The following is a 15,476-nucleotide window of genomic DNA, read 5'->3' on the forward strand; positions in this document are numbered from 1 at the left end:
GCCGACCTGGTCCGGGAGCGTGGCAAGATCAGGGGCATGAGCCTCGTCACCGTCGACGAAGTCCGGGCCGCGCGCGAGCTGCTCCGCGACGTGGTCGTCCCCACCCCCTTGATCCGCTCCCGGGTGCTCTCGGAGGCCATCGGCGGGCCCGTCCTGCTCAAGTGCGAGAACGTCCAGCGCACCGGCTCGTTCAAGATCCGCGGCGCGTATGTGCGGATCGCCCGGCTCAGCGACGCCGAGCGGGCCCGGGGGGTGGTCGCGGCGAGCGCGGGCAACCACGCGCAGGGCGTCGCGCTCGCGGCGTCCATGCTCGGCTGCAAGTCGACGGTGTTCATGCCGGTCGGCGCGCCGCTGCCCAAGATCGCCGCGACCCGCGGGTACGGCGCCGAGGTCGTCTTCCCCGGCCCCAGCGTGGACGACTGCCTCGTCGCCGCCGACGCCTACGCCGCCGAGAGCGGCGCCGTCCTCATCCACCCGTTCGACCACCCCGACGTCGTCGCCGGGCAGGCCACGATCGGGCTGGAGATCCTCGACCAGTGCCCCGAGGTCCGGACCGTCGTCGGCGCCGTCGGCGGCGGCGGCCTGATCTCCGGCATCGCCACCGCGCTCAAGGGCGTCGCGAAGGAGACCGGCGGCCACGACGTCAAGGTCGTCGGCGCGCAGGCCAAGCGCGCGGCGGCGTTCCCCGCCTCGCTCGCGGCGGGCCGGCCCGTCCGCGTCGACATCGAGGGCACGATGGCGGACGGCATCGCCGTCGGCCGCCCCGGCGACCTCACCTTCGACCTGTTCACCGAGTTGGTCGACGCGGTCGTCACGGTGACCGAGGAGTCGATCTCCCAGGCGCTGCTGCTCTGCCTCGAACGCGCCAAACAGGTCGTCGAGCCCGCCGGGGCGGCCGGGGTCGCGGCGCTGCTGGAGCACTCCTACGCGTTCCGGACGCCGGTGGTCGTGCTGCTGTCGGGCGGCAACATCGACCCGCTGCTGCTGTCGAGGGTGCTGCGGCACGGGCTGGCGGGCACCGGCCGCTACCTCGTCGTCCGGTGCCGACTGCGGGACCGTCCCGGCGCCCTCGTCACGCTGCTCAGCGAGCTCGCCGAACTCGGCGTCAACGTCCTGGACGTCATGCACGAGCGCGTCGCCGCGCGCCTCCACGTCGAGGAGGCCGAGGTGCTCATGCACCTGGAGACGCGCGGCTCCGACCACTCCGAGGACGTCATCGGACGCCTCCGCGAGAAGGGTTACACGCTCACTCTGAGTTGACGCTCACTTTTGAGTTGACGCTCACTTCGAGGTGAAGGCGGGCTTGCCTTCGGAGTACAGCCAGGGGGTCGCCCAGGCGCGCAGGTCCTTGTGGGCGATCCGCTCCGCGAAGCGGACGAAGTCGGCCGTGGACGCGTTGCCGTGCAGGTACGCGGACGGCCACGCCTTGATCAGCCGGAAGAACGCCTTCTCCCCGATGGTCTTGCGGAGCGCGTGGATCGCCATCGCGCCGCGGTCGTAGACGAGGGCGTCGAAGATGTGGTCCCGGCCCGGATTGGAGACCTTGCCCTTCCACAGGGTGGAGTTCGCGGGCGCCGCGTAGGTCTCGTCGAAGCTCCGCTGGACGGGCTTGCCCGCGAACTTCTCCGAGTACAGCCACTCCGAGTACGTCGCGAAGCCCTCGTTCAGCCAGATATCGGCCCAGCGCTCGGGCGAGACGGCGTCGCCGAACCACTGGTGGCCCAGCTCGTGCGCGAGCAGGGTGCCCGACGGGATCGTGCCAGGGCGGTGCGTCAGGTCGTACACCGGGCGGCTCTGCGTCTCCAGCGCGTAGCCCACGTTCGCCTTGGCCACGATGCCGCCGGTGGAGGTGAACGGGTAGCGGCCGTACAGCCCCGACTCGAACTCCAGCACCTGCGCGGTCTGCTCGGCGAACCGCTTGACGAGGTCGGGCTTCACCCCGAGGCTCTGGTCGGTGGCGACCAGGCTCGGGACACCCGAGCCGGTGCGTCCCGCCAGCAGGTCGTACCGGCCGATCGCGATCATGGTCAGTTCGCTGGCCATGGGGTGGCTGTTGACCCAGCGCGTGGTCGTCCAGCCGTTGCGGGTGCGGGTGCCCCCCAGGTCGCCGTTGGCGAGCGTCGTGAGGCCCTTCGGCGCGGTCAGCGTGAACGTGTAGGTCGCCTTGTCGGTCGGGTGGTCGTTCACCGGGTAGACCGACGCGGCGCCGATCGGCTGGTTCAGCATCACCGCGCCGTCGGCCGTCGGGATCCATCCGGACGTGCCGAGCGCCTTGTCGTCCACCGTCTGCGGGACGCCCGAGTACGCGACGGTCACCGTGAACCGGCGGTGCTCGCGCAGCCCCCGGCCGGGGGTGACGACCAGCTCCTGCGCGCCCGTCCTGCGGTAGGCGGCGCGGCGGCCGTCCACGGTCAGCGAGGAGATCTTCAGGGGTCCGAGGAAGTCCAGGTCGAATCGGGACAGGTTCTGCGTCGCCCGCGCGGTGATCCGGGTGACGGCCTCGATGCCCTTGGTCGCCGGGTCGTACCGCAGCGAGACGTCGTAGTGGGAGACGTCGTAGCCGCCGTTGCCCATGTCGGGGAAGTACGGGTCGCCCGCGCCGGGGGCGCCGGGCGAGAACCGGGTGGCGGCGCCGGCGGGGGCCGCCGCGATCAGGAGACCCGCGGCGACGCTCAGCGCCACCGCGGCAAGTGCTCTGGGGGTTCTGGTCATGACCTCGTCCTCGTCGTCAGGCCCACACTCGCGAACAGAATTTCGGGGGATCTTCTCGGGTTCAAGCGCGATTTGGTCTCGAAACGGCGTGTACGCAGGGGATTACGCGGGTTGGTTCGTCCCAGGATCACCACTTCTTCGGTTTTCCGCGGCCCTTCAGCCAGGCGTCGAACAGCGGGCCGAGCCGCCGGCCCGAGGTCCGCTCGGCATGCGCGACGAACTCCTCCGTGGTCGCCGACGAGCCGCGCCGCGATTCCGCCCACGTCCGCAGGACCTGGAAGAACGTCCGGTCGCCGACCCGTTCGCGCAGCGCCTCCAGGCACATCGCGCCCCGGACGTAGACCGAGAAGCCGAACAGGTCGGCCGCGCCCGGGTCGCCCGGCGGCGGCGCGAAGACGGGGGAGTCGGCGCGCTGCGCGTAGTACCGCTTGAAGATCTTCTTGGCGGAGTCCCTGGTGGTGCGCTCGCGCCACAGCCACTCCGCGTAGGTGGCGAAGCCCTCGTTGAGCCAGACGTCGCGCCACTCGCGCAGGCCGACGCTGTTCCCGAACCACTGGTGCGCCATCTCGTGCACGACGAACGCCTCGCCCGGCACGAACCCGGAGTAGACGGGGCGCTCCTGCGTCTCCAGCGCGTAGTCGAGCCGCGTGTCGGCGACGATCCCGCCCGCCGTCGCGAACGGGTACGGGCCGAAGACGCTCGACGCCCAGGTCAGCGCCTTGACCGTGCGGTCCTCCAGGGTCTTGGCCGACGCCTTGTACTTCGCGTCGACGGCCGTGATGACCGGGATGCCGGACACGGTCGTCTCGCGCACCCGGAACCGTCCGATCGCGACCATGGCCAGGTAGCTCGCCATCGGCGACTCCTCGGCCCAGGTGTAGGTCGCGGTCTCGCCGCCGGTGCCGGCCTCGCCGCCGAGGAGGGCCGCGCCGCTGGTGAGGGCCTTGCCGCCGGTGGCCTTTCCGGCGCCGGTGACGGGTTCGCCGGGACGTCCGTTGGCGAGCGCCCGCAGGCCCTTCGGGACCGTCACTCGGAACGCGTAGGTCGCCTTGTCGCGCGGGTGGTCGTTCACCGGCAGCCACGTCGGCGCGCCGTCGGGCTCGGCGACGACGACCGCGCCGTCCTTGGAGGGGACCCACCCGTACGTCCCGAACGCCGGGCTCTGGAGGGGACGCGGCGTGCCCGAGTACCGGACGACCGCCGTGAACGTCCGCCCCTCCTGGAGGGGGAAGGCGGGCGTGACCGTGAGTTCCTGGCCCGCGCGCGCGTGCCGGGCCGGCCGCCCGTCCACGGCGACGCTGACGATCTCGGGGCCCCGGAAGTCGAGGTCGAACGCCGACAGGTCCTGCGTCGCCTTCGCCGTGATCGCCACGGTCGCGTCCACCGCGCCCGTCTTCGGCCCCGCGTAGGTGAGCGCGACGTCGTAGTGGGCGACGTCGTAGCCGCCGTTCCCGGCGTTCGGGAAGTAGGCGTCGCCGATGCCGGGGGAGCCCGGGGCCGGAGTGCTGGACGCGGGCATGAGCAGGGTCAACGCGGCGGCAGCCGCGGTCATCCGTCCTGGAGGCCCGGTCACCCGTAGAGCATGACCCGGCACGACGCGGTGGCGGCGGCTACCTTGCCGTGCTTGACCGAACGCTTACCTGAACGCTGACCCGGGCGGTCATTTCGCGGGTCGGCCCCGCTGGTACAGCCACGCGTCGAAGAACGCGTCGAGCTTCTGGCCCGACACGCGGTTCGCGGTCGCGATGAACTCCGGCGTCGTCGCGTTGGAGTTCCGCTTCTCCTTCGTCCACGTCTGGAGGATCTTGAAGAACGCCGCGTCGCCGACCTTCTTGCGCAGCGCGTGCAGCGTCATCCCGCCCCGGTCGTAGACGGCCCGCCCGAACATCTGGCCCCGGCCGGGACGGCCGGTCGGCACGTCCCACAGCTCGCCGTTGCCCGGCTGCCCGTACAGCTCGTCGAAGTGCTCCTGCACGGTCTGGCCGCCGGACCGCTCGTCCCACATCCACTCGGCGTAGGTGGCGAAGCCCTCGTTCAACCAGATGTCCTGCCAGCGCTTGAGGCTCACGCTGTCGCCGAACCACTGGTGCGCCAGCTCGTGCGCGACGATCGTCGGCTCCAGCCCGAACGCGCCGTACACCGGACGGGTCTGCGCCTCCAGCGCGAACCCGACGCCCGCGTTGTCGATCAGCCCGCCGGTGGAGCTGAACGGGTAGGGCCCGAACAGCTTCGACCACTCGTCGGTGACCTGCGTGTTCAGCCGGTGGAAGGTGTCGAGGTTCACGGTGTTCAGCGACGGGTCCACCGCCGTGATCACCGGGACGCCGCCCGCCGTGCGGCCCGTCCGGACCGCGAACCGGCCGACGTTCACCGACGCCAGATAGGTCGCCATCGGGTCCTTGACGTGCCATTTCGTGGTGGTCGTCAGCTTCGTCGTGGTCGCCGGGCGGTGCGCGGCGGCCGGGACGACGGTCGGGTCCTGCGAACCGCCGGGCGGGACGTCGGGTCCGCCGGTCGGGTCGCCGGGGCCCGGGCCGTTCGCGCCGCCGGGCGAATCGGTCACCGGCGTCTCGGGCTCGCCGTTCGCGATCGCCGTCAGCCCCTGCGGCACCGTGACCTCGAAGTCGAACGTCGCCTTGTCGCTCGGGTGGTCGTTGCTCGGGAACCAGGTGTGCGCGCCGCTCGGCTGGCACGCCACGAACACCCCGTCGGGCGTCCGCACCCATCCGTACTTGCCGAGGATCGGGTCGGTCACCGGACGCGGCGTCCCCGAGTACCGGACCACGGTCGTGAACCGCGCTCCCTTCGCCAGCGGCTTCGCGGGCGTGACCTCCAGCTCGCCGCCGCCGCGCTGCTGCCGCGCGGGCGCCCCGTCCACCGTCACGGACGCGACGTCCAGCGCGGCCAGGTCGAGGTTGAAGCGCGCGAGCCGCTCGGTCGCGGTCGCGGTGATCGTCGCGGTGCCGTCCAGCTCCCGCGCGCCGCCCGGCGTGATCGTCAGCTTCAGCCCGTAGTGCTGGACGTCGTAGCCGCCGTTGCCGTCACCGGGCACATAGGGGTCGCCCGCGCTGGTGGGACCGGCCGGGCCGTCGACGGCTGGGCCGTCGCTCGCCGTCACCTCCGGGTCGTCGTCGCCGCCGAAGGGCGCCACGCAGGCCGTCAGCGACCCCGCGACGGCGAGCGCGGTCAGCCCGGCCGCCGTCCGTGAGGCGCGGCGGCGGCGGATGGGAGGGTTTCCGGCCTTGTGCACAACGACCAGACTGCCCGGCGGAGGGCGCGCTGGGCAACTCGGGTGTGTTTGCGGTGAAGCGTTTCAGCGGCGGAGATAGGGGTCGGGCGCCCCCGGTTCCACCTTGACGACGAGCGTGTGCGCCACCTTGCAGTGCAGCGCCTGCTTGCGCGGGTCCCACAGGATCCACAGGACGTTGATCAGGCCGATGCAGCCGCAGATCCCGCCGAGCACGCTGTAGAACGCCGAGCGCCCGGCGGCGCGGCCGTTGCCGATCGCGCCCCCGTCCTCCTCCCGGACGACGCGGATGTGCAGCAGCTTCTTGCCGAGCGTCTGCCCCCACTGGGCGTGCATCAGCCAGTAGTAGAGGAACCCGAGGACGATCCCGAACGCGTTGGACGTCGCGCGCCCGCCGCCGTAGAACGAGTCGCCGCTGTCGGGGTGGAAGATGCGGTCCCAGTCGAGGAACGGCAGCGAGATCAGCGTGGTCACGATGCCGAGGATGATCCCGTCGATGATGGCGGCGAACAGCCGCGCCCAGCGGCTCGCCAGGCCCGCCGCCGGATCGGTGTACCCCTCGGCCCCGCCCCCGTATCCGGGTAGCCCCCCGTACGGCTGCTGCTGGCCGTATCCGGACTGTTCCCCGTACCCGGACTGTTCCCCGTACCCGGACTGTTCCCCGTACCCGGGTTGCTGGCCGTACCCCGGCTGCTGCCCGTACCCCGGCTGTTGGCCGTAGCCGGGTTGCTCCTGGCCATATCCGGGCTGTTGGCCGTACCCCGGTTGCTGGCCGTAGCCGGGTTGCTGGCCGTAGCCGGGTTGCTGGCCGTGGCCGGGCTGCTGCCCGTACGGCTGCTCGGGGTAGGGCTGCTGCTGACCGTAGCCCGGCTGTTCTCCGTAGCCGGGCTGTTCGCCGCCGAGGGGCGGGCCTTCGTACGGGCCGGGACGCTCGGGCTCGTTCTCGGGTCCCCGCGGGTCCTCGGGTCCCTGCGGCGGCTGCCGGCCGTGGTCCGGCTCTTCCCCGGGCGCGGGGTCGTTCGGCGGTTGCGTCATGCCGTCAAAGTGGGCTCGGGCGCCGCCGAGCAAACCTCGCCGCGCCCGGGGCGCCGCAATGTTTACCCGTGGATGATCAAAGGTTGCCGGGATCGCCCGGAACGCGGCTCCGGGCGTACGGGTCGGGCGCCCACGAAACCGCCTTCACCACCACCGTCCCGGCCACCTTGTCGTGGAGGGCCTGCCGCCGCGGATCCCACAGGATCCAGGCGTGGTCGAGCAACCAGACGATGCCCACCAGGAGGCTCAGCAGGCTTCCCGCGGGTCCGAGCAGGCCGAGGAAGGACGAGGCGGCCGTCAGCACGGACACGAACCCCTGCCGCATCGCCGCCTGCCCCCAGCTCACCGCGCCGTGGTCGGACGCGCGGACCACCCGGACGCTCGCCGCGCGCTTTCCCGGCGTCCGCCCCCACCTGGCGTGCTGGATCGTGTAGTAGGCGAACTCCAGCACGAACGCGATCGCATACCCGGCGAAGAGAAGCGGGATGTTGTACATGTCGGCCGTGTCAAGGGTCTCGCCGGAGTCCGCGGCGTCCTGGATCCGGTCCCAGCGCACGGCCGGGAGCACGAAGGGGATCGACGCCGCGACGAGGATGACCCGGTCCAGCAGCCCGGCGCCGAACCGCGCGCCGCGTCCGGCGTGCGGGTCCGGCGCACCGCCGTATCCAGGAGGCCCGTACGGCTGCTGCCCGTAGGGCTGCTGCCCGTACGGCTGCTGGGGGGAGGGCGGCTGGCCGTAGGGCTGCTGTTGAGGGTAGGGCTGCTCGGGGTTCGGCTGCTGCGGGTAGGCGGGCAGCGGCTGCGCCTGGCCGCTGCCGTAGTGGCCCTGGTAGGGCGGAGGACGGTCGGCGGGCGCGGGACCGGACTCCGGCGGCGCCTCGCTCCGCGGCGGCGTCTCGTCCTGTTTCGGGGGTTCGTCGGGGGGATGCCAGCCTTGCGGCTGCTCGGGCGGTTGGTTCATGGCCACACAGTGTGCCCGTACCGGGGTGGGATTGGTCCCGTGCATACCCTTCCGGATCGCCGTCCGGCCCCGGACGCGGCGCGTCCGGGGCCGGGTCCCCGATCGGCGAGGGGGACGAACGTCACAGGTTGCCGCGGCGCTCCTGCTCCCGCTCGATCGCCTCGAACAGCGCCTTGAAGTTGCCCTTGCCGAACCCGAGCGACCCGTGCCGCTCGATCAGCTCGAAGAACACCGTCGGCCTGTCCTGGACGGGCTTGGTGAAGATCTGCAACAGGTAGCCGTCCTCGTCGCGGTCGACCTGGATGCGGCGCTTCTGGAGCTCCTCGATCGGCACCCGCACCTCGCCGATGCGCGCCCGCAGCTCCGGGTCCTCGTAGTAGGAGTCGGGGCACTGGAGGAACTCCACGCCCGCCGCGCGCATCTGGTCGACCGAGGACAGGATGTCGTTGGTGGCGAGCGCGATGTGCTGCACGCCCGGGCCGCCGTAGAACTCCAGGTACTCGTCGATCTGCGACTTGCGCTTGCCCTCGGCGGGCTCGTTCAGCGGGAACTTCACCTTGCGGGTGCCGTCGGCGACGACCTTGGACATCAGCGCCGAGTACTCGGTGGCGATGTCGGCGCCGACGAACTCGGCCATGTCGGTGAAGTTCATGACGCGGTGGTAGTAGTCGGCCCACTCGTCCATGCGCTCGACGTTGCCGACGCAGTGGTCGATCGCCTGGAAGAACCGCTTCTCCGGCGGCTCGACGATCGGGCCCGCAGCCTCGAACCCGGGCAGGTAGGGACCGTTGTACAGCGAGCGGTCGACCAGCGAGTGCCGCGTCTCGCCGTAGGTGGAGATCGCCGCGATCGTCACCTTGCCGTGCTCGTCCTCCAGGACGTGCGGCTCCTCCAGCCCCTTCGCGCCCTTCGCCACGGCGTGCCGGTAGGCCGCCTCGACGTCGGGAACCTCGATCGCGAGGTCCACCACGCCGTCGCCGTGCGCGGCGACGTGGCGGCCGATCTCCGTGCCCGCCTTGGTCGGGCCGCGGAAGACGAACCGGGCCTTGCCCGACTCCAGGACGTGCACGGCCTCCTCGCGCAGGCCGTTCTCGGGGCCGCGGTAGGCGACCCTGCGCATTCCGAACGCGGTCGAGTAGTAGTGCGCCGCCTGGTGCGCGTTACCGACAGCGAAGACGACGGCGTCCATGCCCTTGACCGGAAACTCATCCATGCCATCCAATCTCGTTGGACGCCTACAAGGTGCGCAAGAGTCGTCCAAAACACTGGTCAGTCTGTACAGTCGGCATAGGGTCCGACCGGACTTCCTGTACAGGGTGACCATCGCTGGAGGCGCGGTGACGATCGACGAGCTGGACGGCAGGCTGATCGAGCTGTTCGCCGCGGAGCCGCGGGTGGGCGTGCTGGAGGCGTCGCGGCGGCTGCGGGTGGCGCGCGGCACCGTCCAGGCGCGGCTGGACCGGCTGGCCCGCGACGGCGTGACGCGCGGCTTCGGCCCCGACATCGACCCGGCGGCGATCGGCTACGGGGTGACGGCGTTCGTGACCCTGCAACTGCGGCAGGCGGGCGGGCACGACCCGGTGGCCGCGCGGCTCGCGCAGGTGCCCGAGGTGATCGAGGCGCACACGATCACCGGGCCCGGCGACATGCTGTGCCGGATCGTCGCGCGCAGCAACACCGACCTGCAACGCGTCATCGACGTGATCGTGGACGTGGCGGGCGTGGAGCGCGCGTCCTCGGTGATCTCGCTGGCCGAGCAGGTGCCCTATCGGATGCTTCCGCTCGTTCGCGCCGCGGCCAGGAATGGTTGAACGCTGGGTGGGTGACCAGTGGGTGGTCGACCAGTGGGTGGTGGACCGCTCCGCCCTGGCGCCGGGCCCAGGACCCGACGCCGAGGGCGGGGATCACGCCCCGACGTAGGGCGTCGCGTCGAGGATCTCGACGGTCATGCTGCGTCCGTTGGGGAGCGAGTAGGTGGCCTTGACGCCGACCTTCTTGCCGTTGATGGCGGCGCCGAGCGGGGACTTCGGCGAGTAGACGTCGATCGGGGCGCCGCTCTCCTCGCGGGAGGCGAGCAGGAACGTGACCTCCTCGTCGTCGCCCTCGAACGCGACGGTGACGGTCATCCCCGGTCCGACGACCCCCTCGGTGCGGGGGGCCTCGCCGACGCGGGCGTTCTCCAGGATGCCCTGGAGTTGGAGGATGCGCCCCTCGATCTTGCCCTGCTCCTCCTTCGCCGCGTGGTAGCCGCCGTTCTCGCGCAGGTCGCCCTCCTCCCGCGCCGCCTCGATCTTCTGAGCGATCTCGATGCGGCCCGGGCCCGACAGGTGGTCCAGCTCAGCCTTGAGCCGGTCGTACGCCTCCTGGGTGAGCCAGGTGACGTTGTCAGCGCGGGTCTCGGTCACGGGTACTCCTCATCCACATGTTGCGATCCTCGCTCGTCCCGCCGGGGAGAGCGCCACATCGACATGAAGTGCGGCCGGGTGAAACCTCTAGCCTATCCGGTGTGTGCGGGTAAAGGTTCCCTGAACTCGGCGTCTGCAACCGGGCAAACCGGGGTCCGCGTCCCCGTGCCTTCCCCGGCGCGGGCGGGTCACACCTTGCGGCACTCCTTCACCCGCGCGCCGGTCGCGCGGCGGGGGGTGCGCAGGGTGTCGGAGCGGGTCGCGCCGGACGTCCCCGCCGGGACCGTGACCGCCTTCTCCACCAGCACCGCGAAGTTCACGTCGTAGGCGTCGATCTTGCAGCGCACCTCGTCGCCCTTCGGTTTGGCGACCGAGTAGCTGATCTCCACGGTGGTGTCGTCCCGGACGTCGTAGGTGATCGTCTGCGGGACGATGCCCGGGGTCTGCCCGGTGTGGGCGGCGAGGATGCCGAAGCCGCCCGCCGTCACCGCCGCGACGATCCCGATGACCACCAGGCCGAGGCGGCCCCGCCTCGGTTCCGCTGACGCCTCGGCGTCGGTCACGCTCGTGGTCATGGCGGGAATCTCCGTGCGGGGTGTGGACGTTGTCAGGGACAATTCTCGTCTGCCGCGGCGCATGCTCCGAACCGGGGGTCCGCCCGGCCCTGTATGTCCAGTTCGCGGAGAGGGAGATCCCCAGGTGTCCGAGGTCATCGACGGTACGACGCTCGAACGGCCGGGCGGGGGCGCGGAGCCGCTGCGCCTGATGGCGGTGCACGCCCACCCGGACGACGAGTCCAGCAAGGGCGCGGCCACGATGGCGAAATACGTCGCCGACGGCGTCGAGGTGATGGTGGTGACCTGCACCGGCGGCGAGCGCGGCGACATCCTCAACCCCGCGATGGACCGTCCCGAGGTGAAGGCCGACATCGGCAAGGTGCGCGAGGCGGAGATGGCGCGGGCGCGGGAGATCCTCGGCGTCCAGCAGCGCTGGCTCGGGTTCGTCGACTCCGGCTTCCCCGAGGGCGACCCGCTGCCGCCGCTGCCGGAGGGCTGTTTCGCGCTGGAGCCGCTGGAGACCGCGGCCGAGCCGCTGGTGCGCGCCGTCCGCGAGTTCCGCCCGCACGTGATGCTGACCTACGACGAGCGGGGCGGCTACCCGCACCCCGACCACGTGAAGTGCCACGAGGTGTCGGTGGAGGCGTTCGAGGCGGCGGGCGACCCGGAGCGCTACCCGGACGCGGGCGAGCCCTGGACGCCGCACAAGCTCTACTACCACATGACGTTCACCAAGGAGCGGGTCGTCACGCTGCACGAGGCGATGCTGAAGGCCGGCCTGGAGTCGCCCTACCACGACTGGCTGAAGCGCTTCGAGGAGGACACCGAGCCCGCCCGCTGGGCCGTGACCACCAAGGTCCCCTGCGCCGACCACTTCGAGACCCGCGACCGGGCGCTGCTCGCCCACGCCACCCAGATCGACCCGAACGGCTTCTGGTTCGTCGTCCCGATGGACGTCCAGCGCGAGGCGTGGCCGACGGAGGACTACCATTTGGCCAGGTCCCTGGTCGATACCGAGCTGCCGGAGGACGATCTGTTCGCCGGTATCCGGGAGAAGGTGTCCTTGTAGTGCTGCCACCAGCGGTTCCCCTAGCGATCCCCCTCAACGACGACACGGTCAGCCCCGGCTTCCTCGGCTTCGGGGTGTTCCTGGCGCTCGCGGTCGCCACGGTGTTCCTCGTCCGCTCGATGAACAAGCAGATGAAGAAGATCCAGGCGCCCCGCGAGGCCGACCTCAAGCAGCAGGAGTGGGAGCGCGCCCAGGCCGCGAAGGCCGCCGCCGCGGACAAGGCGGCCGACGACGCCTGACGCGTCCGGTTGGGGCGCGCCCGGCCGGGGAGGAACCCCGACGTGCGCGCCGAGTTCGAGGACGCCTACCGGGACCTGCCCGCCGGGGCCGCCCGGCTGCTGAGGCTGCTCGGCCTGCATCCGGGCGAGGACGTCGGGTCCCGGGCGGCGGCCGTCCTGGCCGACCGTCCCGAGGACGAGGTGCGCGATCTGCTCTCGACGCTGGCCCGGCGCGGCCTGCTGTCCGACGCGGGCGGCGGCCGGTTCACGCTGCCGGGGGCGTCGCACGACCACGCGCGGGAACTCGCCGAGCGGGACGAGCCGGAGCCCGAGCGGGAGGCCGCGCTCCGCCGCGTCATCGACCACTACCTGGCCGGACGCGGCGGCCCGCGCGCCGAGGGCCTCGCGCTGCTCGAACGCGAACGCTGGACGGAGGCGGCCGGCGTCCTGGAGGACGCGCTGGCCCGCGCCGAACGCGACGGCGACCCCCGCGACGTCCTGATGGCGCGGCACGACCTCGGGCGCGCGCTGACCGAGACCGGCGAGCCCGACCGGGCGCTGGAGCTGCTCGGCCCGCTGCCGGACGCGTTCGCCGCGCTGCCCGAGCCCGACGACTACCACCGGGCCCGCGCGCTGACCGGCCTCGGACAGGCGTACCTGCGGCTGCGCCGTCCCGTCACCGCCGTCAACCTCTTCGGCCAGGCGCTGGAGATCATGCGGGCGGCCGCCGCCGTGGAGCGGCAGGGCGACCTGTTCGTGCACCTCGCCGACGCCTCCCACCTGCGCGGCGACACCGCCGCCGAGCGCGCCGCGCTGGACCGCGCGGCCGAGCTGTACGCGTCGGTGCCGAGCTCGCGGGCGCGGGCCGTGGCGGGCCGCCGCGCCGCGCCGGCCTCCTGACCGCGCGGATCTTCGGGGGCCCGCCCGCTCCCCGCCCGGCACCATGGGGGGATGTCGGCTCGTGATCTCATCGTCCTCGGCTCCGCGAGCGCGGTGCCCACCAAGTCCCGCAACCACAACGGCTACCTCCTGCGCTGGGACGGGCACGGCCTCCTGTTCGACCCGGGCGAGGGCACGCAGCGGCAGATGGCGCATGCCGGGGTGTCCGCGAACGACGTGTCCTGGATCTGCGTGACGCACTTCCACGGCGACCACTGCCTGGGCGTCCCCGGGATCGTGCAACGCGTCGCCCGCGACGGCGTCGAACACCCGGTGGACGCGGCGTTCCCCGCGAGCGGCGCCCATTTCTGGGAGCGGCTGCGGCACGCGACCGCGTTCCGCGACACCGACGTGATCCGCGAGCACCCGGTCTCTGGCGACCGGGCGACGCTGGCCGAGGAGCCGTTCCGGCTGATCGCCCGGCGGCTGTCGCATCCCGTCGAGGCCTACGGGTACCGGCTGGAGGAGCCCGACGGCGTGACGATGCTGCCGGACGCGCTCGCCGCACGGGGGGTGCGCGGGCCGCTCGTCCGGCGCCTCCAGGCGGACGGCCGGGTCGAGGTCGGCGGGCGGACGGTCACGCTGGAGGAGTGCAGCGTGACCCGTCCGGGGCAGAAGGTCGCGTTCGTGATGGACACCCGCGTGTGCGAGGGAGCGCGGGAGCTCGCCGACGGCGCCGACATGCTGGTCATCGAGTCCACGTTCCTGCACGAGGACGAGGCGCTCGCGACCGAGTACGGGCACCTGACCTCGGTCCAGGCGGCGGCGATCGCGGCCGGGGCGGGGGTGCGGCACCTCGTCCTCACCCACTTCTCGGAACGCTACAAAAGCGCCGACGAGCACCGCTTCCTGGACGAGGCAGCCCGCGTCTTCGGCGGCGAGATCACCCTCGTCCACGACCTGGACCGCGTCCCCATGCCGCCGCGCCGTGTGACTACCGGCGGCTTCATGGGCAGGAGTGGGGCATGACCCAAGAAGTGGACATCGTCGTCATCGGGCTCGGGCCCGGCGGAGAGGACGCGGCGGGCCGGCTCGCCGAGGCCGGGCTCGCCGTGGCCGGGGTGGAGTCGCGGCTGGTCGGCGGCGAGTGCCCGTACTACGCGTGCGTGCCGACCAAGATGATGGTGCGCGCCGCCGGGCTGCTCGCCGAGGGGCGCCGCGTCCCCGGCATGGCGGGCGCGGCCACCGTCACCCCGGACTGGGCGCCCGTCGCCGCGCGGATCCGGGAGGAGGCCACCGACTCCTGGGACGACACGGCCGCCGCCGACCGCCTCACCGGCAAGGGCGTGACGCTCGTCCGGGGCCAGGGCCGCATCACCGGCCCGCGCGAGGTCACGGTCGACGGCCAGGTCATCCGCGCCCGGCGCGGCATCGTCCTCAACACCGGCACGTCTCCGACCGCGCCGCCGATCGACGGACTCGCGGACCTTCCGTACTGGACGAACCGCGAGGCCGTCCAGGCGACCGAGGTCCCCGCGTCCCTGCTTGTCCTCGGCGGGGGCGTCGTCGGCGCGGAGATGGCGCAGGTGTTCTCCCGCTTCGGCAGCCGCGTCACCGTGGTCGAGGCCGGAGACCGCCTCCTGGCCAACGAGGAGCCCGAGTCGAGCGAGCTGCTCCGCACGGTCTTCGAGCGCGAGGGCATCGGCGTCCGCACCGGCGTGAAGGTCACCGGCGCCTCGCAGGACGCCGAGGGCCTCACCCTCCACCTCGGCGACGAGCGCCTGACGGCCGACCGCCTCCTCGTCGCCACCGGCCGCCGCCCCAACCTGAAGGGCCTCGGCCTCGACGCCGTCGGCCTGGACGAGAACGCCCGCGCGATCCCCGTGGACGGCGCCATGCGCGCCGCCGACGGCGTCTGGGCGATCGGCGACATCACCGGCAAGGGCGCCTTCACCCACGTCTCGATGTACCAGGGCGCTGTCGCCGTCCGCGACATCCTCGGCGAGCAGGGCGCGCCCGCGAGCTACCGGGCCGTCCCGCGCGTGACGTTCACCGACCCCGAGATCGCCTCCGTCGGCCTCACCGAGGCGCAGGCCCGCGAGCAGGACCTGACCGTCCGCACCGGGACGGCGCAGATCCCCGAGTCCAGCCGGGGCTGGATCCACAAGGTCGGCAACGACGGCTTCATCAAGCTCGTCGAGGACGCCGGCCGGGGCGTGCTCGTCGGCGCCACGGCGGCGGGCCCGTCCGGCGGCGAGATCCTCGGCGCCCTGGCCGTCGCCGTCCACACCGAGGCCCCCACCGCCGCCCTCCGCGAAATGATCTACGCCTACCCCACCTTCCACCGCGCGATAGAGACCGCCCTGACCCCCCTAACCCCGTGACCACCCCGC

General features: G+C 72.4%; 15 protein-coding genes. 7 read left to right on the forward strand and 8 right to left on the reverse strand.

What is annotated here, in order from left to right; genetic code table 11:
- The first annotated feature begins 36 nt into the window (after window positions 1–36).
- Window positions 37–1,260, forward strand: a complete 1,224-nt coding sequence (gene ilvA, locus K2F47_RS02065; RefSeq protein WP_242900939.1) for a threonine ammonia-lyase — start codon at window positions 37–39, stop codon at window positions 1,258–1,260.
- Window positions 1,261–1,281: 21 nt separating this feature from the next.
- Here the strand turns inward: ilvA and K2F47_RS02070 are convergent, their stop codons facing one another.
- The 6 genes from K2F47_RS02070 to hppD form a co-directional block, all read right to left on the reverse strand.
- A complete protein-coding gene (locus K2F47_RS02070) occupies window positions 1,282–2,712 on the reverse strand; it encodes a M1 family metallopeptidase (RefSeq protein ID WP_242900940.1) in 1,431 nt (476 codons plus the stop codon).
- A 127-nt stretch (window positions 2,713–2,839) separates the two neighbouring features.
- Complete coding sequence (locus K2F47_RS02075; RefSeq protein WP_242900941.1) at window positions 2,840–4,264, reverse strand: M1 family metallopeptidase; 1,425 nt, start codon at window positions 4,262–4,264, stop codon at window positions 2,840–2,842.
- Window positions 4,265–4,372: 108 nt separating this feature from the next.
- Complete coding sequence (locus tag K2F47_RS02080; protein WP_242900942.1) at window positions 4,373–5,962, reverse strand: M1 family metallopeptidase; 1,590 nt, start codon at window positions 5,960–5,962, stop codon at window positions 4,373–4,375.
- A gap of 63 nt (window positions 5,963–6,025) precedes the next feature.
- Window positions 6,026–6,994 (reverse strand): RDD family protein, encoded by a 969-nt coding sequence (locus K2F47_RS02085; protein WP_242900943.1) that lies wholly within the window; start codon window positions 6,992–6,994, stop codon window positions 6,026–6,028.
- A 76-nt stretch (window positions 6,995–7,070) separates the two neighbouring features.
- Window positions 7,071–7,955, reverse strand: a complete 885-nt coding sequence (locus K2F47_RS02090) for an RDD family protein (protein ID WP_242900944.1) — start codon at window positions 7,953–7,955, stop codon at window positions 7,071–7,073.
- A 121-nt stretch (window positions 7,956–8,076) separates the two neighbouring features.
- The gene (gene hppD / locus K2F47_RS02095) at window positions 8,077–9,168 is read right to left on the reverse strand and encodes a 4-hydroxyphenylpyruvate dioxygenase (protein WP_242900945.1); all 1,092 of its coding nucleotides are present in this window, start codon (window positions 9,166–9,168) and stop codon (window positions 8,077–8,079) included.
- A 124-nt stretch (window positions 9,169–9,292) separates the two neighbouring features.
- Between hppD and K2F47_RS02100 the strand changes: the two genes are divergently transcribed.
- Window positions 9,293–9,766 carry an Lrp/AsnC family transcriptional regulator gene (locus tag K2F47_RS02100; protein WP_242900946.1) on the forward strand — a complete coding sequence of 158 codons (474 nt, stop codon included), beginning with the start codon at window positions 9,293–9,295 and terminating at the stop codon, window positions 9,764–9,766.
- A gap of 93 nt (window positions 9,767–9,859) precedes the next feature.
- Here the strand turns inward: K2F47_RS02100 and greA are convergent, their stop codons facing one another.
- Window positions 9,860–10,360, reverse strand: a complete 501-nt coding sequence (gene greA / locus K2F47_RS02105) for a transcription elongation factor GreA (protein ID WP_214620878.1) — start codon at window positions 10,358–10,360, stop codon at window positions 9,860–9,862.
- 188 nt (window positions 10,361–10,548) lie between these two features.
- Window positions 10,549–10,935 (reverse strand): DUF4307 domain-containing protein, encoded by a 387-nt coding sequence (locus tag K2F47_RS02110; RefSeq protein WP_242900947.1) that lies wholly within the window; start codon window positions 10,933–10,935, stop codon window positions 10,549–10,551.
- A 190-nt stretch (window positions 10,936–11,125) separates the two neighbouring features.
- Here K2F47_RS02110 and mca point away from each other — a divergent pair, with 190 nt between their 5' ends.
- The 5 genes from mca to K2F47_RS02135 are packed head-to-tail and all read left to right on the forward strand — an operon-like array spanning window position 11,126 to window position 15,467.
- Window positions 11,126–11,986, forward strand: a complete 861-nt coding sequence (mca, locus tag K2F47_RS02115; RefSeq protein ID WP_242902529.1) for a mycothiol conjugate amidase Mca — start codon at window positions 11,126–11,128, stop codon at window positions 11,984–11,986.
- Window positions 11,986–12,225: a hypothetical protein gene (locus K2F47_RS02120; protein ID WP_242900948.1), complete on the forward strand. Its 240-nt coding sequence runs from the start codon at window positions 11,986–11,988 to the stop codon at window positions 12,223–12,225. The genes mca and K2F47_RS02120 overlap by 1 nt, the downstream gene beginning before the upstream one ends.
- 42 nt (window positions 12,226–12,267) lie before the next feature.
- Window positions 12,268–13,104, forward strand: a complete 837-nt coding sequence (locus K2F47_RS02125; RefSeq protein WP_242900949.1) for a tetratricopeptide repeat protein — start codon at window positions 12,268–12,270, stop codon at window positions 13,102–13,104.
- 51 nt (window positions 13,105–13,155) lie between these two features.
- A complete protein-coding gene (locus tag K2F47_RS02130; RefSeq protein WP_242900950.1) occupies window positions 13,156–14,112 on the forward strand; it encodes a ribonuclease Z in 957 nt (318 codons plus the stop codon).
- Window positions 14,109–15,467, forward strand: a complete 1,359-nt coding sequence (locus tag K2F47_RS02135) for a dihydrolipoyl dehydrogenase family protein (protein ID WP_242900951.1) — start codon at window positions 14,109–14,111, stop codon at window positions 15,465–15,467. The genes K2F47_RS02130 and K2F47_RS02135 overlap by 4 nt, the downstream gene beginning before the upstream one ends.
- Window positions 15,468–15,476 lie beyond the last annotated feature (9 nt).

It is taken from the genome of Actinomadura terrae (assembly GCF_022751215.1).
Lineage (GTDB): Bacteria > Actinomycetota > Actinomycetes > Streptosporangiales > Streptosporangiaceae > Spirillospora > Spirillospora terrae.